The 21,091-nt window shown below is 70.4% G+C and carries 19 protein-coding genes; 5 read left to right on the top strand and 14 right to left on the bottom strand.

Annotation, left to right across the window (positions count from 1 at the left end; all coding sequences use genetic code 11):
* Window positions 1–21: 21 nt before the first annotated feature.
* The 3 genes from ACFSOX_RS09090 to ACFSOX_RS09080 all read right to left on the bottom strand — a co-directional run bounded on the left by ACFSOX_RS09090 (window position 22) and on the right by ACFSOX_RS09080 (window position 942).
* Window positions 22–351: a type II toxin-antitoxin system PemK/MazF family toxin gene (locus ACFSOX_RS09090; RefSeq protein WP_378477486.1), complete on the bottom strand. Its 330-nt coding sequence runs from the start codon at window positions 349–351 to the stop codon at window positions 22–24.
* Window positions 348–581 carry an antitoxin MazE family protein gene (locus ACFSOX_RS09085; protein ID WP_378477485.1) on the bottom strand — a complete coding sequence of 78 codons (234 nt, stop codon included), beginning with the start codon at window positions 579–581 and terminating at the stop codon, window positions 348–350. The genes ACFSOX_RS09090 and ACFSOX_RS09085 overlap by 4 nt, the downstream gene beginning before the upstream one ends.
* A 115-nt stretch (window positions 582–696) precedes the next feature.
* Entirely contained in the window at window positions 697–942 is a 246-nt protein-coding gene (locus ACFSOX_RS09080; RefSeq protein ID WP_378477484.1) for a hypothetical protein, read from the bottom strand.
* A 256-nt stretch (window positions 943–1,198) separates the two neighbouring features.
* On the opposite strand from ACFSOX_RS09080, the gene ACFSOX_RS09075 reads away from it, so the two are divergent.
* Window positions 1,199–1,801: a hypothetical protein gene (locus ACFSOX_RS09075; RefSeq protein ID WP_378477483.1), complete on the top strand. Its 603-nt coding sequence runs from the start codon at window positions 1,199–1,201 to the stop codon at window positions 1,799–1,801.
* Between the two features lie 104 nt (window positions 1,802–1,905).
* Here ACFSOX_RS09075 and lepA read toward each other — a convergent pair whose 3' ends face one another.
* The 8 genes from lepA to ACFSOX_RS09035 all read right to left on the bottom strand — a co-directional run bounded on the left by lepA (window position 1,906) and on the right by ACFSOX_RS09035 (window position 11,699).
* Window positions 1,906–3,717, bottom strand: a complete 1,812-nt coding sequence (gene lepA, locus ACFSOX_RS09070) for a translation elongation factor 4 (protein WP_378477482.1) — start codon at window positions 3,715–3,717, stop codon at window positions 1,906–1,908.
* A gap of 276 nt (window positions 3,718–3,993) precedes the next feature.
* On the bottom strand, window positions 3,994–4,785 hold the full coding sequence (locus tag ACFSOX_RS09065; protein ID WP_378477481.1) for a class II glutamine amidotransferase: 792 nt from the start codon (window positions 4,783–4,785) through the stop codon (window positions 3,994–3,996).
* A 254-nt stretch (window positions 4,786–5,039) separates the two neighbouring features.
* On the bottom strand, window positions 5,040–6,467 hold the full coding sequence (ahcY, locus tag ACFSOX_RS09060; RefSeq protein WP_378477480.1) for an adenosylhomocysteinase: 1,428 nt from the start codon (window positions 6,465–6,467) through the stop codon (window positions 5,040–5,042).
* A 425-nt stretch (window positions 6,468–6,892) separates the two neighbouring features.
* Window positions 6,893–7,228, bottom strand: coding sequence for an HPr family phosphocarrier protein (locus ACFSOX_RS09055; RefSeq protein WP_378477479.1), 336 nt, complete (start codon window positions 7,226–7,228; stop codon window positions 6,893–6,895).
* Window positions 7,229–7,235: 7 nt separating this feature from the next.
* Window positions 7,236–7,637 (bottom strand): PTS sugar transporter subunit IIA, encoded by a 402-nt coding sequence (locus ACFSOX_RS09050; protein ID WP_378477478.1) that lies wholly within the window; start codon window positions 7,635–7,637, stop codon window positions 7,236–7,238.
* 342 nt (window positions 7,638–7,979) lie between these two features.
* A complete protein-coding gene (locus ACFSOX_RS09045) occupies window positions 7,980–8,450 on the bottom strand; it encodes an HPr kinase/phosphorylase (RefSeq protein ID WP_378477477.1) in 471 nt (156 codons plus the stop codon).
* A 228-nt stretch (window positions 8,451–8,678) separates the two neighbouring features.
* Window positions 8,679–10,877, bottom strand: a complete 2,199-nt coding sequence (locus ACFSOX_RS09040; protein WP_378477476.1) for a stimulus-sensing domain-containing protein — start codon at window positions 10,875–10,877, stop codon at window positions 8,679–8,681.
* A 123-nt stretch (window positions 10,878–11,000) separates the two neighbouring features.
* Entirely contained in the window at window positions 11,001–11,699 is a 699-nt protein-coding gene (locus ACFSOX_RS09035; protein WP_111358581.1) for a response regulator transcription factor, read from the bottom strand.
* A 219-nt stretch (window positions 11,700–11,918) separates the two neighbouring features.
* Here ACFSOX_RS09035 and ACFSOX_RS09030 point away from each other — a divergent pair, with 219 nt between their 5' ends.
* Window positions 11,919–12,701: a HugZ family pyridoxamine 5'-phosphate oxidase gene (locus ACFSOX_RS09030; protein WP_378477475.1), complete on the top strand. Its 783-nt coding sequence runs from the start codon at window positions 11,919–11,921 to the stop codon at window positions 12,699–12,701.
* A gap of 114 nt (window positions 12,702–12,815) precedes the next feature.
* Window positions 12,816–13,952, top strand: a complete 1,137-nt coding sequence (locus tag ACFSOX_RS09025; RefSeq protein WP_378477474.1) for an alpha/beta hydrolase — start codon at window positions 12,816–12,818, stop codon at window positions 13,950–13,952.
* Window positions 13,953–14,193: 241 nt separating this feature from the next.
* On the opposite strand, the gene ACFSOX_RS09020 is transcribed toward ACFSOX_RS09025, so the two are convergent.
* The 3 genes from ACFSOX_RS09020 to ACFSOX_RS09010 all read right to left on the bottom strand — a co-directional run bounded on the left by ACFSOX_RS09020 (window position 14,194) and on the right by ACFSOX_RS09010 (window position 19,589).
* On the bottom strand, window positions 14,194–14,988 hold the full coding sequence (locus ACFSOX_RS09020) for a TIGR02186 family protein (RefSeq protein WP_378477473.1): 795 nt from the start codon (window positions 14,986–14,988) through the stop codon (window positions 14,194–14,196).
* On the bottom strand, window positions 14,985–15,914 hold the full coding sequence (locus ACFSOX_RS09015; RefSeq protein WP_378477472.1) for a sulfite exporter TauE/SafE family protein: 930 nt from the start codon (window positions 15,912–15,914) through the stop codon (window positions 14,985–14,987). The genes ACFSOX_RS09020 and ACFSOX_RS09015 overlap by 4 nt, the downstream gene beginning before the upstream one ends.
* A gap of 243 nt (window positions 15,915–16,157) precedes the next feature.
* Entirely contained in the window at window positions 16,158–19,589 is a 3,432-nt protein-coding gene (locus ACFSOX_RS09010) for a hypothetical protein (protein ID WP_378477471.1), read from the bottom strand.
* 502 nt (window positions 19,590–20,091) lie between these two features.
* On the opposite strand from ACFSOX_RS09010, the gene ACFSOX_RS09005 reads away from it, so the two are divergent.
* Window positions 20,092–20,508: a thioesterase family protein gene (locus ACFSOX_RS09005; RefSeq protein ID WP_378477470.1), complete on the top strand. Its 417-nt coding sequence runs from the start codon at window positions 20,092–20,094 to the stop codon at window positions 20,506–20,508.
* Between the two features lie 2 nt (window positions 20,509–20,510).
* Window positions 20,511–20,978 (top strand): transposase, encoded by a 468-nt coding sequence (locus tag ACFSOX_RS09000; protein ID WP_378477469.1) that lies wholly within the window; start codon window positions 20,511–20,513, stop codon window positions 20,976–20,978.
* Window positions 20,979–21,091 lie beyond the last annotated feature (113 nt).

The raw sequence follows: 21,091 nt of genomic DNA, 5'->3' as shown, positions 1-21,091 counted from the left end.
GGTCATCGGAGCCTTTTCGACTCAGCCCGCCAGGCCGAGGACGACCATCAGGGCGCTGTTCAAGTCCCGAACAGTCGCACTGTCGAGTCGGCCGAGTGGTCGCCGAATGCGGTCGCGGCGCGCCGCGACGATCTTGTCGGTCATGATCTGCGACTGCACCACGAGCCCGGTCTGCGTCGAAAACCGGATGGTCGGTCGCAACGGCAGGTCTTCGGTGACGTCGGACGTCAGCGGGCAGACCAGCACCGTGTTGGTGTCGGGACCGAGCGCGTCGGCCTGAACCACCACGGCCGGACGGGGCTTACCGAGATCGCCCGACAGCACCACCAGAACGAGGTCGCCCCGTTTCACCGGTCGTCAGGCTCGTAGACGTCGTCGATCCACGCGTCGATCGCGGCGTTCTCGGAGTGACGCGCGAGCAGCCGGCCCTGGCGCAGGATATCGGCGCGGACCGCGGGGTCGCGCAGATCCGGCACCCAGTGCTGGACCGGACGGAGGCCCCGCGCCCGCATGGCTTCGCGCCGCGTCTGCATGCGCTGACGCGGACTCTTCGGCGGCGGCTTCTTGGCGCGGGCGGGCATGGGAGGCTCCGGAGGGTGCGTAACATGTTACGCACCGGAGCGATCCGGGGCAAGCTGCCGTCGGCGAACCGAAGCTGGACGCCGTAGCCAGGGCTGAGCGCAGGACGCGCGACGATCAAGCCTGCGGGGTCGGCGTCGTCGGGGAGCTCGGGATTTCGGTCGGCCCGGACGGCGGCACGCCGAGCGGCTCGCCCGGCGTCGGCGTCTCGGTCGGCCGCGCCGGCGGAATGCCGATCGGCTCGGACGGCGAGCCCTCTCCCGGCTGCGGCGGCCGCGCCGGCGCCGGATTCGGATCCGCCGGCGTCGGCTCCGGATCGGCGGGCGCCGTCGGATAGGGCTGGTTCGGCAGCGGAATGGCCATCGGCGCGGTCCCTCGTTCGAGGGACAAGCCGCGAGCTACCGCCACGTTCCGGGACGACCGTGGCGTTGCTCCCGGATGTCGCTTCGCTACTTCTGCGCTACGCTTGCTACTGACTGCCAGGGCAGAGATCCCGGATCGTCGCACGCACACCATCCGCGCTGGGTCGACAACGAAATGCAGGCGGCGGGGCGGCTCCCGGCCAGTTGCATTGGCCGGGGGCATAAAACGCGGCAACGTTTTCAGCTTGGAGAGCCTCATGGATTGGCCAACACGACTACTCCCAATTACTGTGATTTCAGGGATAGCCCTGTTTATAGCGAAAGAAGCAATTGAGTGGCTTAAAAGAGCGCGCGCAGACAAGCGGAAACGCAGCGCGCTCAGAACCCTACTCGCCAGGGAGTGCGAACTTAACCACTGGGCCTATAAGCGGATAAAAGACGCCATTGAAGATATTAAGAGTAATTTCGAAAATCAAGAACAACATGAATATTCAATAGAGCGCCGAAAATCAGGAGAGGTGATATTTCAGCGAGCGTACAGGGATGTTAGATGGTCTTCGTTTCCACTGCCGCCAGTGCAGGCCGAACAGATGGGCAAGCTTATGCTCGAAGTTGCTATTATTGATATTGATCTATTTGCATCCCTCGAGGCCGCATACGACTCAATGATCAATTTGAACCATGTTCGCCAAAGCTTAATAGATCACATTGAGGACGAGGATGAGGGTGATGAACTGGCTGGATTTTTTGAGACGTTTCCTGAGTACGGACTAGGTGAGCTTGCTACGATAAAAGAGGATCTTGAAGCCCTATATCGAGCATGTACAGAAAAGAGCTTGGAAGGCTTCAGAATACGCTAACGAGCGCCTGATAGCGTCATTTACATGAACGCGTTCAACACACCCGCGTGGGCACGGCACGCGCTGTGCCCCTTTGACCACCCGACGGCGCGAAGGTCATTCCCTCACACATCCACCTTCAGCGCCGCAATGAACGCTTCCTGCGGGATGTCGACCTTGCCGAACTGGCGCATGCGCTTCTTGCCCTCCTTCTGCTTGTCGAGGAGCTTGCGCTTGCGCGTGATGTCGCCACCGTAGCACTTGGCCGTCACGTCCTTGCGGAACGCCCGCACCGTCTCGCGGGCGATGATCTTCGCCCCGATCGCCGCCTGGATCGGCACCTGGAACATGTGCGGCGGGATCAGCTCCTTGAGCTTCTCGCACATGGCGCGGCCGCGGCCCTCGGCGCGCGTGCGATGAACCAGCATGGAGAGCGCGTCGACCGGCTCGGCGTTCACCAGGATCGACATCTTCACCAAGTCGGCCTCGCGATAGTCGGTGAGGTGATAGTCGAACGAGGCGTAGCCCTTCGAGACGGACTTCAGGCGATCGTAGAAGTCGAACACCACCTCGTTGAGCGGCAGCTCGTACTTCACCATGGCGCGGTTGCCCACATAGGTGAGCTCGGTCTGCACGCCGCGCCGGTCCTGGCACAGCTTCAAGACGCTGCCCAGATACTCGTCCGGCGTCATGATGGTGGCCTGGATCCACGGCTCGTGGATCTCATTGATCTTCACCACGTCCGGCATGTCGACCGGATTGTGGATCTCGATCTCGGACCCGTCGGTCATGAAGATCTTGTAGATCACGCTCGGCGCGGTGGCGATCAGGTCGAGGTTGAACTCGCGCTCCAGCCGCTCCTGGATGATCTCGAGATGCAGGAGGCCGAGGAAGCCGCAGCGGAAGCCGAAGCCGAGCGCGGCCGACGTCTCCATCTCGAACGTGAAGCTCGCATCGTTGAGCCGCAGTTTTCCCATGGCGGCGCGCAAGTCCTCGAACTGCGCCGCGTCCACGGGGAACAGGCCGCAGAACACCACCGGGATGGCCGGGCGGAAGCCCGGCAGCGGCGTCGCGGTCGGCTTGCGATCGTCCGTGATGGTGTCGCCGACCCGGGTGTCGGCCACCTCCTTGATCGACGCCGTGATGAAGCCGATCTCGCCCGGGCCTAAAACGTCCTTCTCCTGCATCTTGGGCGTGAACACGCCGACGCGGTCGACCTCGTAGGTCGCGTCGGTGCCCATCATGCGCACCTTCTGGCCCTTCTTGATCGCGCCGTCGACGACGCGCAGCAGCACGACGACGCCCAGATAGGCGTCGTACCAGGAGTCCACCAGCAGGGCCTTGAGCGGCGCGTCGGGGTCGCCCTTGGGGGCCGGCAGGCGGGTGACGATCGCCTCCAGCACGTCCGGGATGCCGATGCCGGTCTTGGCCGAGATCTGCAGCGCGTCGGACGCATCGAGGCCGATCACGTCCTCGATCTGCTGCTTCACCTTGTCGGGCTCGGCGGCCGGGAGATCGACCTTGTTGAGGACCGGCACGACCTCGTGGTTGTTGTCGAGCGCCTGGTAAACGTTGGCCAGCGTCTGCGCCTCGACGCCTTGGCTCGCATCGACCACCAGCAGCGAGCCCTCGCAGGCGGCGAGCGACCGGTTGACCTCGTAGGCGAAATCGACATGCCCGGGCGTGTCGATGAGGTTGAGGACGTAGTCCTTCCCGTCCTTCGCCCGGTAGGCGAGCCGCACCGTCTGGGCCTTGATGGTGATGCCGCGCTCGCGCTCGATGTCCATCGAGTCGAGCACCTGCTCGCGCCCCTGCATCTCTCGCTCCGAGAGCGCCCCGGTGAGCTGGATCAGCCGGTCGGCGAGCGTCGACTTCCCGTGGTCGATATGGGCCACGATCGAGAAGTTGCGGATGCGGTCGATGGTCTGGGTGGTCATGAGCCGGGGGATATCATTCGCCCCGGACGGCGGCAAGGCGAGGCGGGGCGCGGAGGGCCTTGGGCGGCGCGGCAGGCGCGACGTCCCTCTCCCCGCGCGCGGGGAGAGGGTGGCTCGCCGCGAAAGCGGCGAGACGGGTGAGGGGGCGTCTCCCAGGAGCCGAGACTCGCGGAAACGCCCCCTCACCCGGATTTCCCGCCTGCGGCGTGAAATCCGACCTCTCCCCGCACGCGGGGAGAGGTTAAAGCAAGGCCGGGCTCGGAAGGCGGCTCCGCCCTACTCGGCCGCGAGCGCGTCGGCGACCGCGAAGGGCAGCACCTCGACCCGGCGGCCGGCGCGGGCGACGACGACGCGGTCGGGCTCGACCGCGTGCCAGCCGGTGCGGTCCTCGTCGAGCGGCTCGGAGACGCAGACCACGTCCTGGCCGGACGCCCGGTAGTAGAGCGTGTTGGCCTGGTCGTTGACGGCGTACCGGAAGGCATAGAGGTCGCGCCCGTTGGCGATCGCCGCGGTGAAGCGCAGCGGGTCGGCGCGCCCCTCCTCACGGGTCATCGCGGTGATGGCCGCCAGCGTGCGGGCCGTGGCGCCGATCGGATCGCGATCGAGCCCGGCGCCCAACATGGCCAGGAACACGGCCTCGGAATCGGTGGTGCCGGTGCGCGAGCCGTAGAGCTCGTCCGGAATCAACCCCTCGACCCGTCGGCGGATGCGGTTCCAGTCGCCGATGAAGCCGTTGTGCATGAACAGCCAGTTGCCGCAGGCGAACGGGTGGCAGTTCGGCCGGGTGATCGGCGTGCCGGTGGCCGAGCGCACATGGGCGAAGAACAGGTGCGAATGGATGTGGCGGCAGAGATAGCGCAGGTTCTCGTCCGACCAGGCCGGGCGCACCTCGCGGTAGAGGCCGGGCTCCGGGTGCTCGGCGTACCAGCCCAGACCGAAGCCGTCGCCGTGGGTGGCGGCGGTGGATTCCAGGGCGTGGATGCTCTGCGCGACGAGCGAGCGGGCGGGCGCCGTGACGTAGTGCTCGAGTGCGATCGTCTCGCCCCGATAGGCGATCCAGCGGCACATGGGGACATGCTCCTTCCCGGCCGCGGCTTTCGGCCCGACCGGCCGATTCACCCCTTATAATCGCAGTGCGGCAGGGGGAAGGTCAAATCGGGGTTCTCCGGACCCGACTTGGTGGCGCGAGGCTCCGGCGCGATGGTTCGGGCGGCACCCGGACCCGTTCGGATCGGCACCGGCACGCGAAACGGCCGGGCGAGGCCCGGCCGTTCGACTCGTTCGTCATGTCGCACGTGGCCGCCCTCCGGCGGCCGCGTCGTTCAGTAGCGGTAGAGCTCGGGCTTGAACGGGCCTTCGACCGGCACGCCGATATAGGTGGCCTGCTTGTCGGACAGCCGGGTCAGCTTGGCGCCGACCTTGGCGAGGTGCAGGCGGGCGACCTTCTCGTCGAGATGCTTGGGCAGCGTGTAGACCTTACGCTCGTACTTGCCCGGGTTGGCGAAGATCTCGATCTGGGCCAACGTCTGGTTGGTGAACGAGGCCGACATCACGAAGCTCGGATGACCGGTCGCGTTGCCGAGATTCACCAGCCGCCCCTCGGACAGCAGGATGATGCGGTGGCCGTCCGGGAACTCGACCTCGTCGACCTGCGGCTTGACGTTGTGCCACTTGAAGTTCTTGAGGCCCGCGACCTGGATCTCGGAGTCGAAATGGCCGATGTTGCAGACGATGGCGCGGTCCTTCATCTTGCGCATGTGATCGACCGTGATCACGTCGAGATTGCCGGTCGCGGTGACGAAGATGTCGGCGCGCGGCGCCGCCTCGTCCATGGTGACGACCTCGTAGCCTTCCATGGCGGCCTGCAGGGCGCAGATCGGATCGATCTCGGAGATCATCACGCGGCAGCCGGCGTTGCGCAGCGAGGCGGCCGAGCCTTTGCCGACGTCGCCGAAGCCCGCGACCATCGCGATCTTGCCGGCCATCATCACGTCGGTGCCGCGGCGGATGCCGTCCACCAACGACTCGCGGCAGCCGTAGAGATTGTCGAACTTCGACTTGGTGACCGAGTCGTTGACGTTGATGGCGGGCCACAGGAGCTGGCCCTTCTTCTGCATCTCGTAGAGACGGTGCACGCCCGTGGTGGTCTCCTCGGTGACCCCGCGGATCGCCTCGGCGTTGCGCTTGTACCAGCCGGGCTGCTCCTTGATCCGCTTCTTGATCGCGGCGAAGAGAACCTCCTCCTCCTCGTTGGTCGGCTTGGCGATCAGCGCCGTCTCGCCGGCCTCGACGCGAGCGCCGAGATGGATCAAGAGCGTCGCGTCGCCGCCGTCGTCGAGGATCATGTTCGGGGTGCCGCCGTCGGCCCACTCGAAGATCTTGTGGGTGTACTCCCAGTAGTCGACCAGGCTCTCGCCCTTGACGGCAAACACCGGGGTGCCGCCGGCCGCGATCGCCGCAGCGGCGTGGTCCTGGGTCGAGTAGATGTTGCACGAGGCCCAGCGGACGTCGGCGCCGAGCGCCTTGAGGGTCTCGATCAGCACCGCGGTCTGGATGGTCATGTGCAGCGAGCCGGCGATGCGGGCGCCGCGCAGCGGCTGCTCGGGGCCGTACTCGTCGCGGGTCGCCATCAGGCCGGGCATCTCGGTCTCGGCGATGGCGATCTCCTTGCGGCCCCAGTCGGCGAGGCCGATGTCCTTCACGGCATAGTCGGGGGCGGCGGCGGACGCGGGCTTCGCGGAAGCGGTCATGGAGATCCCTGGGCTGAGGCGTTTCAACAGGCGCGCCCCGACCCTCGCGGCCGCGGGCGGCGTCGGGAGCCCTATAGCAGGGCCGGGCCGCCCCTGCAAGAAACACATAAAGACTTCTTTATGTCGTTAAGCCGCGACCGGGGATGACGGATCTGACATAAGGCGACCGCAGGCGCCCCCACCGGCACATTGGGCATTCGCGGTATTGAAATGCCTCCATAAAAGCGGCCGCGGCCTGCGAAAGCGCGAGCCTCATGCTTTGCGGTGCTTGGCGACGATCGCCTCGATCTCGGCCTCGCCGACGACCTCGGCACGCCTGACTTGGGCTGCCGTTTCGTCGAGCTAGTCCAGTTCCTCGGAGGTCGCGTGATAGCATCTGCCGCGGACCGAAGGGTCGCGGCGTCTCCCGGGCTCTCGACCGCCCGTCAGTCGTCCTCGCCGAAGCGGTTGCCGATCAGCTCGACCAGGGCGGCGACGACGGCCTCCGCGTCGGGACCGAGCGCCTCGACCATGATGGTGGTGCCGGGGGCGGCGGCCAGCATCATCAGGCCCATGATCGAGTCGCCGCCGACCGTCTGGCCGCAGCGGGTGACGAACACGTCGGCCTTGAACCGCTCGACGGTCTGGACGAACTTGGCCGAGGCGCGGGCGTGCAGGCCCTTCTGGTTGATGATCGGGATGTGACGCACGACGGCGCCCTCGCGGGGCGGCGGAAACTCCGGCCCGCAAGTCCCGTCGACCGTGTCGGTCTCGTCGCTCATCGCCTGCTCATTTCCCGGCCAGAACGCGGCTGGCGATGGTGATGTACTTGCGTCCCGATTCTTGCGCGGCCGCGACCGATTCGGCCAGCGGGCATTCGACGCGGATCTTGGCGAGCTTCACCAGCATGGGCAGGTTGATGCCGGCCAGAACCTCGACATTCGGCAGGCTCATCACCGAGATCGCGAGGTTGGACGGGGTGCCGCCGAACATGTCGGTCAGGATGGCGACGCCGTCGCCGGTGTCGACCCGGCCGACCGCGTCGATGATCTCCTTGCGGCGCAGCTCGACATTGTCGTTCGGGTCGATCGTGACGGTCTCGATCTGGCTCTGTGGACCGACGACATGCTCCAGGGCGGCCCGGAACTCGACGGCGAGCCGACCGTGGGTCACGAGGACGAGGCCGATCATCGGAGCACCCCGCGGCGCGCGAACCGCGCCGCACGACAAAGCGACTGGATCATGACATCCCGGAGCCCGAGCGCAAGTCCCCGGGTCTTCGGCCTCTGCGTCCGCGGCGTGTCCCCCGACGGCCGGCGCGGCGCGGACAGCCGCGGGCCGGGCGTCGCCGATACCGCAAGGCCCGCGGACCGGCAAGCCTCGCCGGAGCACACCGGACCACCGCCCCGCGCCGGAAAGGCGACCGTCGGATCCTTTCAGACCGACGGCTAAATTCAAGTTGTCATTCGTTAATAGGCAGGCGTGACCGTTCGGTGAAGAACCTGCGACGCCACGCCTCGCCGGCCGGCGGCGTCACGGCGGGGCGACCGGCGCCGGACCGAGGCGGGCCAGAGCGGCCAGCACGGCGGGCAGAGGATCGACGCCCGCCGGAAGACGCAGCCGCGGCATCGAGACACCTTCGAGAACGACGCGGGCGTCGGATGCGGCCGGCAGGCGCTCGGCCTGCGGATCGGCGAGATCGACGACCAGCCCGACCACCGCGACCGGCTCGTGCGGGTGGCGATCGACGCCGATGCCGCGCACCTCGATCATCCCGGCGAGGTTCTCGGGCGGGCGCGCCAGGAGGCGGCCACCGACCGCCGTCACGATGGTGCGATCGTCCGCCACCAGCCGGGCGAAGCCGCCGGCCGTCACGGCCGCCTCGATCAGCCGCAGCGCCAGCCGCGACTTCCCCGATCCCGACGGCCCGCGGATCAGCACGGCGCAGCGCCCGACCAGCACCGCGGTGGCGTGGATGGTGGGGGTCACGGTGCTGGGAGTCATGGCGCTGGGGGTCATGGCGCTGGGGGTCATGGCGGAGCGAGCCCGCGGCCGGACAAGGCCTCGCCGCGGTCACGAGCGTCGCGGCTCCCGCGTTCCCTCCCCCCTTGGCGGGGAGGGGGCAGACTGCGGCCCGCCGCAAGGGACCGGCACATCAAACACTTCGGGAATGCAGGCGCCGCCGCGACACTGCATGCCCCGCGTCGCAGTCTCGCCGACGTCCCCACGGGCTCACATCGCCGGCAGGCGGACGACGAAGCGGGCGCCGAGGACGGTCGGGCCGTGGTCGCCGTCGGGATCGGGGGCGGGGGGCGGGCCGAGGCGGTTCTCGGCCCAGATGCGGCCGGCATGCGCCTCGACGATCTGCTTGGAGATCGACAGGCCGAGGCCGGAGTTCTGGCCGAATCCCTGGTCGTCGGGCCGGTCCGTGTAGAAGCGCTGGAAGATCTTGTCGAGCGCGTCCGGCCGGATGCCGGGCCCGTCGTCCTCGACCGTGATCTCGAGCTCCTTGTCGCGGCGCCGGCAGGTGACCCGCACGGTGCCGCCCTCCGGCGAGAACGAGCGCGCATTGTCGATCAGGTTGTGCACCACCTGGCCGAGCCGCGAGTCGTTGCCGGAGATCTGGAAGCTGCGCGGACCGCCGCCCTCGAAGGCGAGCGACACGCCGACGCCATTGACGCCCTTGCCGCGCTTCACCTCGTTGGCCACCGCCACCACGGTGGTGAGCAGGCGGCGCAGATCCACGGTCGCCGAGTCGTTCCGCTGCAGCTCGGCGTCGAGCCGGCTGGCGTCGGAGATGTCGGAGATCAGCCGATCGAGCCGCTTCACGTCGTGCTCGATGACGGCGAGCAGCCGCGCCTGGCTCTCCGGGGTCTTGGCCCGCGGCAAGGTCTCGACCGCGCTGCGCAGCGAGGTCAGCGGGTTCTTCAGCTCGTGCGCCACGTCGGCCGCGAAGCTCTCGATCGCCTCGATGCGGCTGTAGAGCGCGTTGGTCATGTCGCGCAGCGCGCCGGAGAGATGGCCGATCTCGTCGCGCCGGCCGGTGAAGTCAGGGATCTCGACGCGCGTCTTGATGCGCCGACGCACCCGCTCGGCGCCGTCGGCGAGCCGCCGTACCGGCCCCGCGATGGTGCCGGCGAGCAGCAGCGACAGGATGAACATGATGCCGGCGGCGATCAGCGACACCTTGAGGATCGCCAGCCGCTCGGCCTCGACGATCTGGTCGATGTCGCCCCCTTGCGTCGACAGCAGGAGCGCGGCCCGCACCACGCGCGATCGCTGGATCGGGATCGCCACCGAGACGATGACGTTGCCGCGATCGTCGATGCGCACCACGCTCGCCTTCTGGCCGGCGAGCGCCTGGGCGATCTCCGGATAGGCCTTGCCGTTCTCCTCCGGGCCGAGCTCGCGGTAGCGCGGCAGGTCGCCGCGGCCGAGCCAGCGCCGCACCGCCCCGAAGGTGCGCTCGACCGCACCCGGTCGCTCGGCGGTCGGCGGCGGCAGGTCGTAGCGCAGCACGTCGCCGCGACCGAGAAACGTGCGGCTGTCCATGAACAGCGTGCCCTCGCGGTCGTAGATGCGGGCGCGCGTGTTGGTCGGGGTGACGAGCCGGCGCAGGAGCGGCGCCACCTGCTCGGGATTGAGCGGGAACTCGTAGCCGAACAGCACGTCGTCGGAGGGTCCGTAGCTCTCGCCGGCCTGCAGCTCGAGCAGGCGCTGCGGATCGATCGTGATGGTGTCGGTATCGACCGTCGCCGACGCGGCGATGGCGCCCGAGATGATCTCGCCCTGCACCAGCAGGCTGTGCACCCGGGCATCGATCAGGCCGGCGCGGAACTGGGTCAGGTAGAGGATGCCGACCACGAGGGCCAAGAGGCCGGCGACGTTGAGGAAGACGATACGCCGGGTGAGGCTCGAGAAGGTCAGGGCCGTGAACAGCTTCCAGGCCGGCTGCAGGGCCCGGCCGAGGCTGTCGAGGCGCAGCGCCCGCGCGGCGGGAAGGGCCACGGCCTCGAGCGCCGCCATGTTGCGGCGATGGAGGGCGACGAGCCGGGAGCCGACCACGAGGGCGGCGCGTGCGGCCGGCGCCAGGGCGACCTGCAGGCGCAGGCGGGAGCGGCGCAGCGCCCGCCGCGCCCGGGCGATCCGGCGCAGCCCGGCGATGCCGAAGTAGCCGGCCAGCACCGGCTCGGTGGGGCGTGGGGCGGCGCGTCCGGGAGCGGCACGGTCGGCGGACCGGCGGATGCGCTCGGCGGCCGGCTGCAGCCAGGAGCGGACGGCGCGTCGGAACGGCCGCAGCAAGCGGCGCAGCGGGCGCCGGCGCCGGGACGGTCGCCGAACCGGAACGGTCGGCGGAGCGGCCCGCGTCTCGACGGTCGGGTCGGCGCTGTCGCGGGGCGCGCCGTCGCGGTCGGCAAGTCGATCGAGCACGGGCCGTGCGCCTCGCGGTGTCTTCGGGGCGGTGTCGTCAGGGCGTCTCGCCGGTTCGCGTCCGACCTTTTCGGCGCACCTGCGCGTCGCTCGGACCGCGCCGCCCGGCCGGACGAACCGAGGCTATTCCTTGAACCGATAGCCGACGCCGTACAAGGTCTCGATCATGTCGAAGTCGTCGTCGGTCTGCTTGAACTTCTTGCGCAGCCGCTTGATGTGGCTGTCGATGGTGCGGTCGTCGACATAGACCTGGTCGTCGTAGGCCGCGTCCATCAGGGCGTTGCGGCTCTTGACCACGCCGGGCCGCTGGGCCAGCGCCTGCAGGATCAGGAACTCGGTGACCGTGAGGGTCACGGGCTCGCCCTTCCAGGTGCAGGTGTGGCGCTCCGGATCCATGCGCAGAAGGCCGCGCTCCAGCACCTTGGCCGAGTCGGTCTCCTTCGGGGCGGCGCCGTCCTTGGGGATCGCCCGGCGCAGCACCGCCTTGACGCGCTCGACCAGGAGCCGCTGCGAGAACGGCTTCCTGATGAAGTCGTCGGCCCCCATCTTGAGGCCGAACAGCTCGTCGATCTCCTCGTCCTTGGAGGTGAGGAAGATGACGGGCACGTCGGACTTCTGGCGCAGCCGGCGGAGCGTCTCCATGCCGTCCATGCGGGGCATCTTGATGTCGAGGATCGCGAGATCCGGCATCGAGGTCTTGAACCCGTCCAGCGCCGAGGCGCCGTCCGTGTAGGTCATGATCCGATAGCCTTCGGCCTCGAGCGCGATGGAAATCGAGGTGAGGATGTTCCGGTCGTCGTCGACGAGCGCGATGGTCGGCATGGGCCTCTTTTCCCGTTGTCGGGCAAACTCTTCGGGCCTTGAAGCCCGCAAAGCTGGGCCGAAATGTGACCCCTTTCGGCGGTTCCGAAGCGGGTCCGAGCTGCGCGTTCCGAGCCGGAGTCTAGTGTTTTGCGAGCGATTTCGCCATACCGGGATCGCTCCGGGCTTTATTTCGTCGTTCCGGCACCCGACAGTCGGGGCTCGACCAGGAGACCCTCCGTGACCGACATTCCGCCTCCCCGGCCCGGCACGATGCCCGGGCGCATCCCGGAAAACGCCAAGCTTCCCGAGGACTTCGTTCCTGTGGCGGTGGCCCGGCACCTGCTGCGCGCGACACGCGCCGGCACCCTGTCGACCAACGACCGCCACACCGGCCACCCGTTCGGCTCGCTCGTCAACGTGGCGACCGCGGCGGACGGGTCGCCGGTGCTGCTGCTGTCGCGGCTCGCCACCCACACGGCGAACCTGGAGCGCGACGGCCGCGCCTCGATCCTGCTCGCCGCGACCGGCAAGGGCGATCCGCTCGCCCACCCCCGGCTCACCGTGCTGGGCAGCCTGGTGCGCGACGACGACCCGACGCTGCGGCGCCGCTTCCTGTCGCACCATCCCAAGGCCGAGCTCTACGCCGCCCTGCCCGACTTCTCGACCTGGCGCATGATGGTCGCGGCGTTCCACCTGAACGGTGGCTTCGCCCGCGCCGCCGATCTGGCGCCCGAGGAGGTGTTGAGCGACCTTTCCGGCGCCGACGAGCTCGTGGCGGCCGAGGAGAGCGCGATCGCCCACGTGAACCAGGACCACGCCGAGGCCGTGACGCTCTATGCGACCGTGCTGGCCGGCGCGCCCGCCGGGCCCTGGAAGGTGACGGGCCTCGACCCCGACGGCCTCGACCTCGCCGCCGGCGACCTCACCCGCCGCGTGGCATTCCCCGAGCGCATCACGACGGCGGCGGGGCTCCGCAAGGTGCTGAAGACGCTCGCCGACCAGGCCCGGGCGAAGGGGTGAGAGCGCATCGCGCCTCGTTGCATGTCTCCGTCGGGCACACGCGGCGCGAGGCCTTGCGGCGCCGATCGGGCCGTCTACCATCCCGGGCGTCGTCACTTCCGGGAGTCTGCAATAATGAAAACACTGCTGCTGGCCGGGCTCGCGCTCGGCCTTTTCGGCGCGTCCGCGCTCTCCTCGCCGGTCCTCGCCCAGACCGCGCCCACCACCACGCCCACCACCGCACCCGCCGCCCCGTCCGCTGCGCCGGCCCCGAGCGGCCCGGTGCTGCCCGACCCCGCCGCCAAGAAGGAGCCGATCCAGCTTCGGGACATGGGCTCGTTCCACATCGGCGGCCGCATCGTCGAGGTCACCGGCAAGCCGGTGCGCGAGGTGGTGTTCTCGGCCGGCGGCACGCCCGCCAAGATGGACCCGAACGGCCCCTATCAGGTCGAGCAGATGTACGTGCAGTACTTCTTCCCGGCCACCCGCAAGGGCAAGTTCCCGCTCCTGATGTGGCACGGCGGCGGGCTGACCGGGGTGACCTACGAGACGACACCGGACGGCCGTGACGGCTGGCTCAACATGTTCGTCCGCAAGGGCTGGGACGTCTACGTCTCCGACGCGGTGGAGCGCGGCCGCTCCGGCTATCCGAGCCCGGACATCTGGTCGAGCTCGCCCGTGTTCCTCACCCGCGGCAACGCCTTCGAGCGCTTCCGCATCGGCGCCGGACCGGGCTCCTGGAACCCCGATCCGGCCAAGCTGAAGCCGCTGCCGGGCAGCCAGTTCCCGATCGAGGCTTATGACAGCTTCGTGCGCCAGAACGTGCCGCGCTGGCTCGACAGCGACAAGGCGATCATCGCGGCCTACACGGAGCTGGTGCAGAAGGTCTGCCCCTGCGTGATCCTGTTCCACAGCCAGGCCGGCGGCTTCGCCTTCAAGATCGCCCAGGAGCATCCCGACAAGGTCAAGGCGCTGGTGGCGGTCGAGCCGGCCGTGCCGGGCGACCCGGCCAAGGCCGCGGCCCTCAAGAACGTGCCGACCCTGATGGTGTTCGGCGACTACATCGAGCAGGATTCGCGCTGGCCGACCATGCGGGCCAAGGACGTGTCCTTCGGCGACGCCGTCAAGGCGGCGGGCGGCAGCGTCGACGTCGTCGACCTGCCCAAGGTCGGCATCAAGGGCAACTCGCACATGCTCATGATGGACAAGAACAACGGCCAGGTCGCCGATCTCATCCAGGACTGGCTGGTGAAGAAGGGCCTGGTGGACTGAGCGTCCGCTCGCGATGACCCACCCCGCCCTCGTCCCGAGGAGCCCGCGTGGCGGGCGTCTCGAAGGGCGGGGGCGGCCCCCGGCGGACGTCGTCGTTCGATTCGTCGAGTCGTTCGTGAAGAAACCGCGACGCCGGAGGCCGCGTGGTTCGAGACGCGGCCGGAGTTGACACGCGGGCCACGCGTCGCGCGGACCCGGGTCGCCGCTCCTCACCATGCGGGACGTGCCCCTCGGACCATCCTCAATCCCGTCTGAACACCACCGAGGCGAGCCAGCCGGTCAGCAGCGCCATCATGGCGGTGACGATGCCGTAGAGAAGGCCGTTGTCGACCGCCGCGGTGGCGACGAAACGCTCGAAGCCGACCTTGACGATCTCGAAGGCCGAGATCGAGCGTGCCACCAGCACGCCGTCGTGGAACAGCTTCACGTCGACCTCGTAGATGCCGACCGGCGCCTCGGCCGGCAGCGGGATCGACGCCTGGAACAGGGTCGGCGACAGCATCGTGACGGCGGTCGGATCCTCGATGTAGAGCTTGCGCTCGGTCTTCAGCCGCAGGAACGCTTGGCGGAACGGGTCGTCGGCGACCACGTCGGCGATGTCGGGACCGATCTGCTGCGGCAACACCACGTTGGTGAGGCCGATCTGCAGCCGGCGCAGCCGGTCGGCCGGCACGAAGCGATCGAACGGCCGGGTGCCGAGCACGGCGAGATACGCGGGAACGCCGATGAAGGTGCGCGAGTCGGCGTTGATCCAGATGCCGAGCAGGCGATCCTTCTTCAGCGTCTTGAGCGTCTGGGGCGGCCCGACCACGGTGGCGATCACGTCGTAGCCGCCGCGCCGCGACGGCCCCGCCCCGTCGCTCTCGACGGCGCCGAACAGCACCACCTCGGCGCCCGTGAACACCGAGTTGATCAGCACCCGGTGGGTCGACAGCGAGGTGACGAGCCGCTCGGCCGCGCCCGCACCGCCGGTCGCGGACGACAGGCCGGCCAGAACGCCGGCCAACACGGCGAGGACGAGCCGCGCGCGTCTCATCGCCCGCCCTCCATCAGGCGGAACGAGAACAGCTCGCCCGGCACGACGAAGAGGTTCACGGCGAAGCGTAGGCCGACCGCGAGCACCAGGAGCCCCAGCATCAGCCGCAGCCGCTCGGAGCGCATCTTCTGGCCCGCCTGCGCCCCGAACTGCGCTCCGATGACGCCGCCGACCATCAGGATGAGGGCGAGCAGCGCGTCGACCAGATGATTGGTCGCCGAGTGCATGATGGTGGCGCCCGCCATGGTGACGAGGGTGAGCACCATCGAGGTGCCGATCACCACGCTGGTCGGCACGTGCAGGAGATAGATCAGCGCCGGCACGAGGATGAAGCCGCCGCCGATGCCCATGATGGCGCCGAGAAAGCCCATCACGAAGCCGATGAGCCACACCGGGATCACCGACACGTAGAGCCGCGACTGCTTGAACCGCACCTTCAGCGGCAGGCCGTGCAGCCAGGTGTGGCCGCCCGGATGGCGGGCCGGCACCGTGTTCTTGTCGCGCCGGAGGCGGATGATCGCCTGCACGCTCTCGGCCACCATCAGGCTGCCGACCGACGACAGGAGCACGACATAGGAGAGCGCGATGACGAGATCGAGCTGGCCGAGCGCCCGCAGCAGCGTGAACAGCCACACCCCGACCGCGGTGCCGATCAAGCCGCCGATCAGCAGCATGAAGGCGAGCGCGAGATCGATGGCGCGGCGGCGCCAGTAGTTGAGCGCCCCCGAGAACGACGACGCCGCGATGTGGCTCGATACGGTCGCCACCGCGACGGCCGGCGACACGCCGATGAAGATCAGCAGCGGCGTCATCAGGAAGCCGCCGCCGATGCCGAACATGCCCGAGATGAACCCGACCGCGGTCCCCATCGCGAAGACGAGGAACACGTTCACCGGCAGGTCGGCGATCGGGAGATAGATTTCCACGGGCTCGGATCCGCGGCCTGGTCCGGGGACGCATGCCGGTCAGAGGTCGAGGGTCGTCACGACGGCGCGCGCGGCGACAAACCACGCTGTCGCGAAGCCCTACAGGCTCGCCCCGCAAACGGAAAGTGAAATCGGCGCGACGGCGGTCGGCCGCCGTCGACCGGCACGACCCGCGCGCGGCCGGGCCTCGCATCCGATCACGACGCCCATGGCGTCACGACGCGCATGCCGCGCGCGAAAACGTCACAGCCGGGCCGCCTGCTCCATCGGAATGCGGCTCTTGGGCTTCGCCCGGCCGCGGCCGGAGGCGGCGTCCTCCCAGCCGCCGGGCGGCGGCGGCACCGTCATGGCGTCCTCGGGCGCGACCAGCGGCACGAAGCTCTGGGCGGCCAGGCGCGCGGCGGTCAGGCTCTGCTGATCGAGCCGTGCGGCGAGGTCGTCGCGCTTCTTGGCGGCGTCCTTGTCGCCCTTCTGGGCGGCGATCGCGAACCACTTGTAGGCCTCGGCGAGGTTCTGCTCGGTGCCGATGCCGCGGGCGTAGAGGATCGCGAGATTGTACTGGCTGTCGGCGACGCCGTGGCGGGCCGCCTTGGTGAACCACTGCACGGCGGTCTGGAAGTCCGGCTTGCCGTCGATCCCCTCGGCGTACAGCACGGCGATGTTGTGCATCGCATTGGCGTTGCCGCGCTCGGCCGCGGCGGCGTACCAGCGCCGCGCCTCGGCGAGATCCTTCTTCACGCCGTTGCCCTTCTCGTACAGGCTGCCGAGCCGGAACTGGGCGGGTGCGAGGCCGGCCGCGGCGGCGCGCTGGAACCACGGCACGGCGGCGGCGATGTCGGCCGTCACGCCGCGCCCCTCGGCGTAGCGCATGGCGATCTCGTAGGCGGCGGCCGGGTTGCGGGCGGCGACCCCGGCGACCAGCGGCTTGCTGGAGAAGGCGGCGGGCAAGGTCTCGGGCCAGGCCTCGATGGCCCCGCCGTCGTCCGACGGCGCGGCCGGACCGGCCGCGGGCGGCGCCGGCGTGGCGGGCAGCGGCGTCGCCGGCGGCGGCACCAGCCGGGCGACCGGCACGGTGCCGGTCACGTCCGGGGCGGGGGGAACCGGAACGGCAGCGACGCGCGACGGGGGGCTCGCCGCAGGGGCGGCGGCCGGAGCGGTCGCGGTCGGCGCCGGCAGCGCGGACGGGGCGGCCGGCACGGTCGCCGGGGCGGAGGGCGTCGGCGGCGCCACCAGGGCCGCGTCGTCCTTCAACTTCGGCATGTGCTTCTCGAGCAGCGCGCGAGCGGTCGGCGGGGCGTGCGACAGGGCGCGCGCCGCGGCGGTCCGCTCGGTCGGCGGCACCAGATCGGCGAGCTGCGAGCCGGCGCGGCTGCCGGCCTTCTCGTCCGTCGCCCCGGTGGCGGCCAGCGACGGCGCCGCGGCCTGCGGCGTGGCGGCGACCGGCGCGGACGGCGTGTCGCCGTCCGGCCCGAACGCCGACCACCCGATCGGCACCAGCGCGGCCGCGATGACGATCACGCTCGTGGTCATGAACAGGGCTCGCACCCGGTCGCCGAGTGAGCGGCCGCGACCGACCGCGGCGGGCGAGACGGCCCCGGCAGCGGCCGGCGTGCCCGGCTGCTCGCTGGCCGCCTGCGCGGCCCGGCGAGCGGCCAGGATGAAGTTCGGACGCGCCCCCGTCGTCTCGGCCGCGGGCGGCGCGACGGCCGGTCCGAGCGCCGCCTGCGAGGCGGCGATCCGCTCGGCGGCGCTGCGGCCGCCGCGGTTCCAGGGCGGGCCGGAGCCGGGCTCGATCGGCGCGTCGGGCGACGGGCCGGCGGCCGGCTCGGCATGATCGCCGTCGGGCGCCGTCGGGCGCCGCGGCGGGCCGACCGGGATGGCGAGGCCGTTGGCGCGGGCCGCCGGAGCGGCCGCGGCCGGCGCCGCGACGGGGCCGGGCGCGACCGCCGGCGCCGGGGCTGGGCCGAACGTGAGCCCCGGCATCGCCGGGCCGACCAGGGGCGGCGATGCCGGCGGAGGCACGGTCGGCGCGACCGCGGCCGGGGCGGCAGGCGCCGGGGTCATCGCGGCGGGCGCCATCGGGGCCGGGCCGTCGACCGGGGCCGGTCGACGGGGAGCGCCGCGCAGATCCTGCTCGATCGAGGCCAATCGATCGGCCATGCGGCCGAGCGTGCCATGCGCCGCCTCGAGCTGCTCGCGGGTGCGGCGGTCGGCGTCCTCCTGGTTCCGGCGCAGGCTCTCGACGTCGCGGGCGAGCGCCGTCAGGGCCGGGCTCGGCTCGGGCGGAGCCGCGGGCCGGGCCTGCAGCGCCTCGACATGGGCGAGCAGCTCGGCCATGCCGCGCTCCAGCGCCGGCAGCATCTCGAGCCGCTGCTCCGACTGCTCGATCTTGCGCACCAGGTCGACGATCCGGCTCTCCAACGGCGCCAGGCCGGGATGGTCGAGGGCCGAGCGCTCGATGCGGTCGAGCTTGTCGGCAAGCAGGCGGATGCGGTCCTCGACCTGTGCCACCATGGCGGCGTCGATGGCGCTTGCACCCAGGCGGTCGAGCTTGTCGTCGAGCTTGCTGATCTGGTCCTCGATCGGCGCCAGCGACGGGCGCTCGTCGGCGAGCAGGTCGAACTTCTCCAGGCGCTCGGCGATCGAGGCCATCAGGGGCTCGAGCGTCGGCGGCACGGCGGCAGGCGGCGCGACGGCGGGCGGCGCGACGTCGCCGGCCGCCGCCGGCGCAGCCCGGGCGGCCGCCTGGGCCACATTCTGGGCCGCGTTCTGGGCCGCCAGCGTCTCGGCGATGCCGCAGATCTGGCGCTCGAGGCTGGCGAGCAGCTCGTGCTGGGGCGAGCCGAATCCCGGCTCCGGCGCTGGCGCAGCCGGTGCCGGCGGCGTCTGCTCGATCTTCTCGGACAGCGCCCGCACCTCGGCGACGAGGGCGGCGAGCGCATCGCCCGAGGCGACCGTCGAGACGATGCCGCGCAGCGTGCCGACCGCGTCCTGGAGCTGGTGCAGCACGGTCGCGTCGAGGCCGTCGGCCGTGACCTCGTCGATCTTGTGAAACAGCGTGTTGACCGAGCCCGCGAGCTCGCCGGGGCCGAGCCCGCGCAGCGCGTCGCGCACCTCGGCGAGGCCCTGCTCGAGCGGCGCCAGCACGGCCGGATCGAAGCCGCCGCCGCGGCTCTGGTCGAGCTTGGAGGCGAGCGCCCGCACCTCGCCCTCCAGCGCCTCGAAGGCGTGGCGCGGAACGAGATCGTGGACGGCGCGGCCGATGCGGCGCAGCTCCTCGCGCAGCTCCGAAGCGATCTCCTCGGCCCGGCACGGCGAGCGCAGCGTCTCGATCCGCGTGGTGATCAGCCGGAGCTGCTCCTCGAGCCGCGACAGGTCGAGCGGCGCCGGGGCGAGCGCCGCCGGGTCCATCACGGGCGCGAACATGCTCGGCACCGAGGGCGGGCTCTCGCTGTCGAGCGCGCGCTGGCGCGCCGCGATCTCGGCGACGGCGCGGTCGAGCGGGCTGCCGCCGGAGGCACTCGCGGGCGCCTTCGCCGGCGCCGCGGCGGTGGTGGTGTCGAGCGTCGTGTGGACGAGCCGCTCGAGCTGGCGGGTGATGCCCTCGAACCGGTTGCACAGGGCGACGAGGTCGCGGTCGGGGAGCGCTCGGCTCGGCATCGCGGGTGCCGCCACGCGCGGGTCCGTCGCCGCGGACGCGGGTGCCGCCGCGGGCGCGGACGAGAGCTCGGGCGCCGACGCCGTCGTGGTGGCGAAGTCGTTCGGATCGGGCGTGCGCTCGTCCGGAATGACGGAGCCGAGCCACCGCCGGAACGACGATCCGGACCGGTGCGCCTTGTCGGGAGCTTGATCCCGCGCGTCGCGGCGACCCCCTTTGACGTAACCTGGCGCGCCTGTCATGTGGATACCCGGCCCAAACGCATCGAACGGAACCGCGACAACGGTGCGCCGACGTCCGGTCGTTAACGAACGATGGAATCGGGACGCGATCGGCGATCCTCGTCCCGACTTTCCACGGGTCACGGTAAAGAAGCGGTTAAGCGAGGCTCACCGGGGCGCGAATTCGGGGCGGTGCGACACCGCTGCCATGGCGCGTCGACGACACGGCCGCGCGACGGCAGTGCGGCGATGTCGGCTACCGATCTCCTGATCACGATTTCACGAACACGGGTGTGACATGACAAGCGGGACACCGGGCCTTTTCGTCGGGCTGAAGGGACGTGCCACGCTGGTGGTCGGCGCGGAGCACACCGCCGTGCGGGTCGGCAGCGGCGGCGTGACGGCGCTCGCCACGCCCGTGATGGTGACCCTGATGGAGGCGGCCGCGGTCGACGCGGTCGCCGCCGCGCTGCCCGACGGCCGGCAGAGCGTCGGCGTCAGGCTCGACGTCGAGCACCGCGCCGCGACCCCGCTCGGCATGCGGGTCGAGGCGGAGGCCGAGCTCGTCGCGATCGACGGCCGCACCCTGACCTTCAGGGTGACGGCGCACGACGCCGTCGAGACGGTCGGCGACGGCACACATGTGCGGGCCGTGATCGACACGGCGCGCTTCGACCAGCGCCTCGCCGCGAAAGCCGCGGCCGCCGCCGGGTGAGAATGGTCGGGCGCCGCGGCAAGCCCGCCGTGCCCGTGTCCAAGGTGCATGTCGGAGCCGATGCGGACACCAGCCTCGTCGAACCGATCGCCGTGACCGCGGCCGACGTCGCCGACAGCAAGGCCGGTCCCGCGGCCGGACCGGACGATCCGGGTGAAGTCTTCGCCGACTGTGCCCACCGAGGACGCCAACTCGGTGACGCCGTTCGCGCCGAGGGCGGCACCCCACGGATCGCTGCGGCCGCCCTGTGGGGTCGTGACGAGGCCGAGCCCCTCGCCCGGCTCGACGCCTGGAACCGGCCGATCGACCGGGTCAGGCAAAGGATCGAGACGATCTTCGGGACGTGGACGCGCAGCGACGGACGGCGTCGCATGCGATGGCGCGGGATGGGCAAGGCGACGCGCCAGATCCACGTCCCCGCCATCGCCGACGATTTGACACGGGCGCTGACCCTCACGGCCGCCGTCTGACCCGATCGGGCGGACGTGTCGCCGCCACGGCGGCGATGTCGATGTGGATCGTCATCGCCATCCGCGCCGAACCGGCGTGCCGGCGTGGCCCCCAGGCCCGCCGATCCGCCTCA

The organism is Rhodoplanes azumiensis, from assembly GCF_042682915.1.
Taxonomy (GTDB): domain Bacteria; phylum Pseudomonadota; class Alphaproteobacteria; order Rhizobiales; family Xanthobacteraceae; genus Rhodoplanes; species Rhodoplanes azumiensis.
Note: the sequence above shows the minus strand (reverse complement) of the source record. Positions and strands in the feature narration are given on the sequence as shown.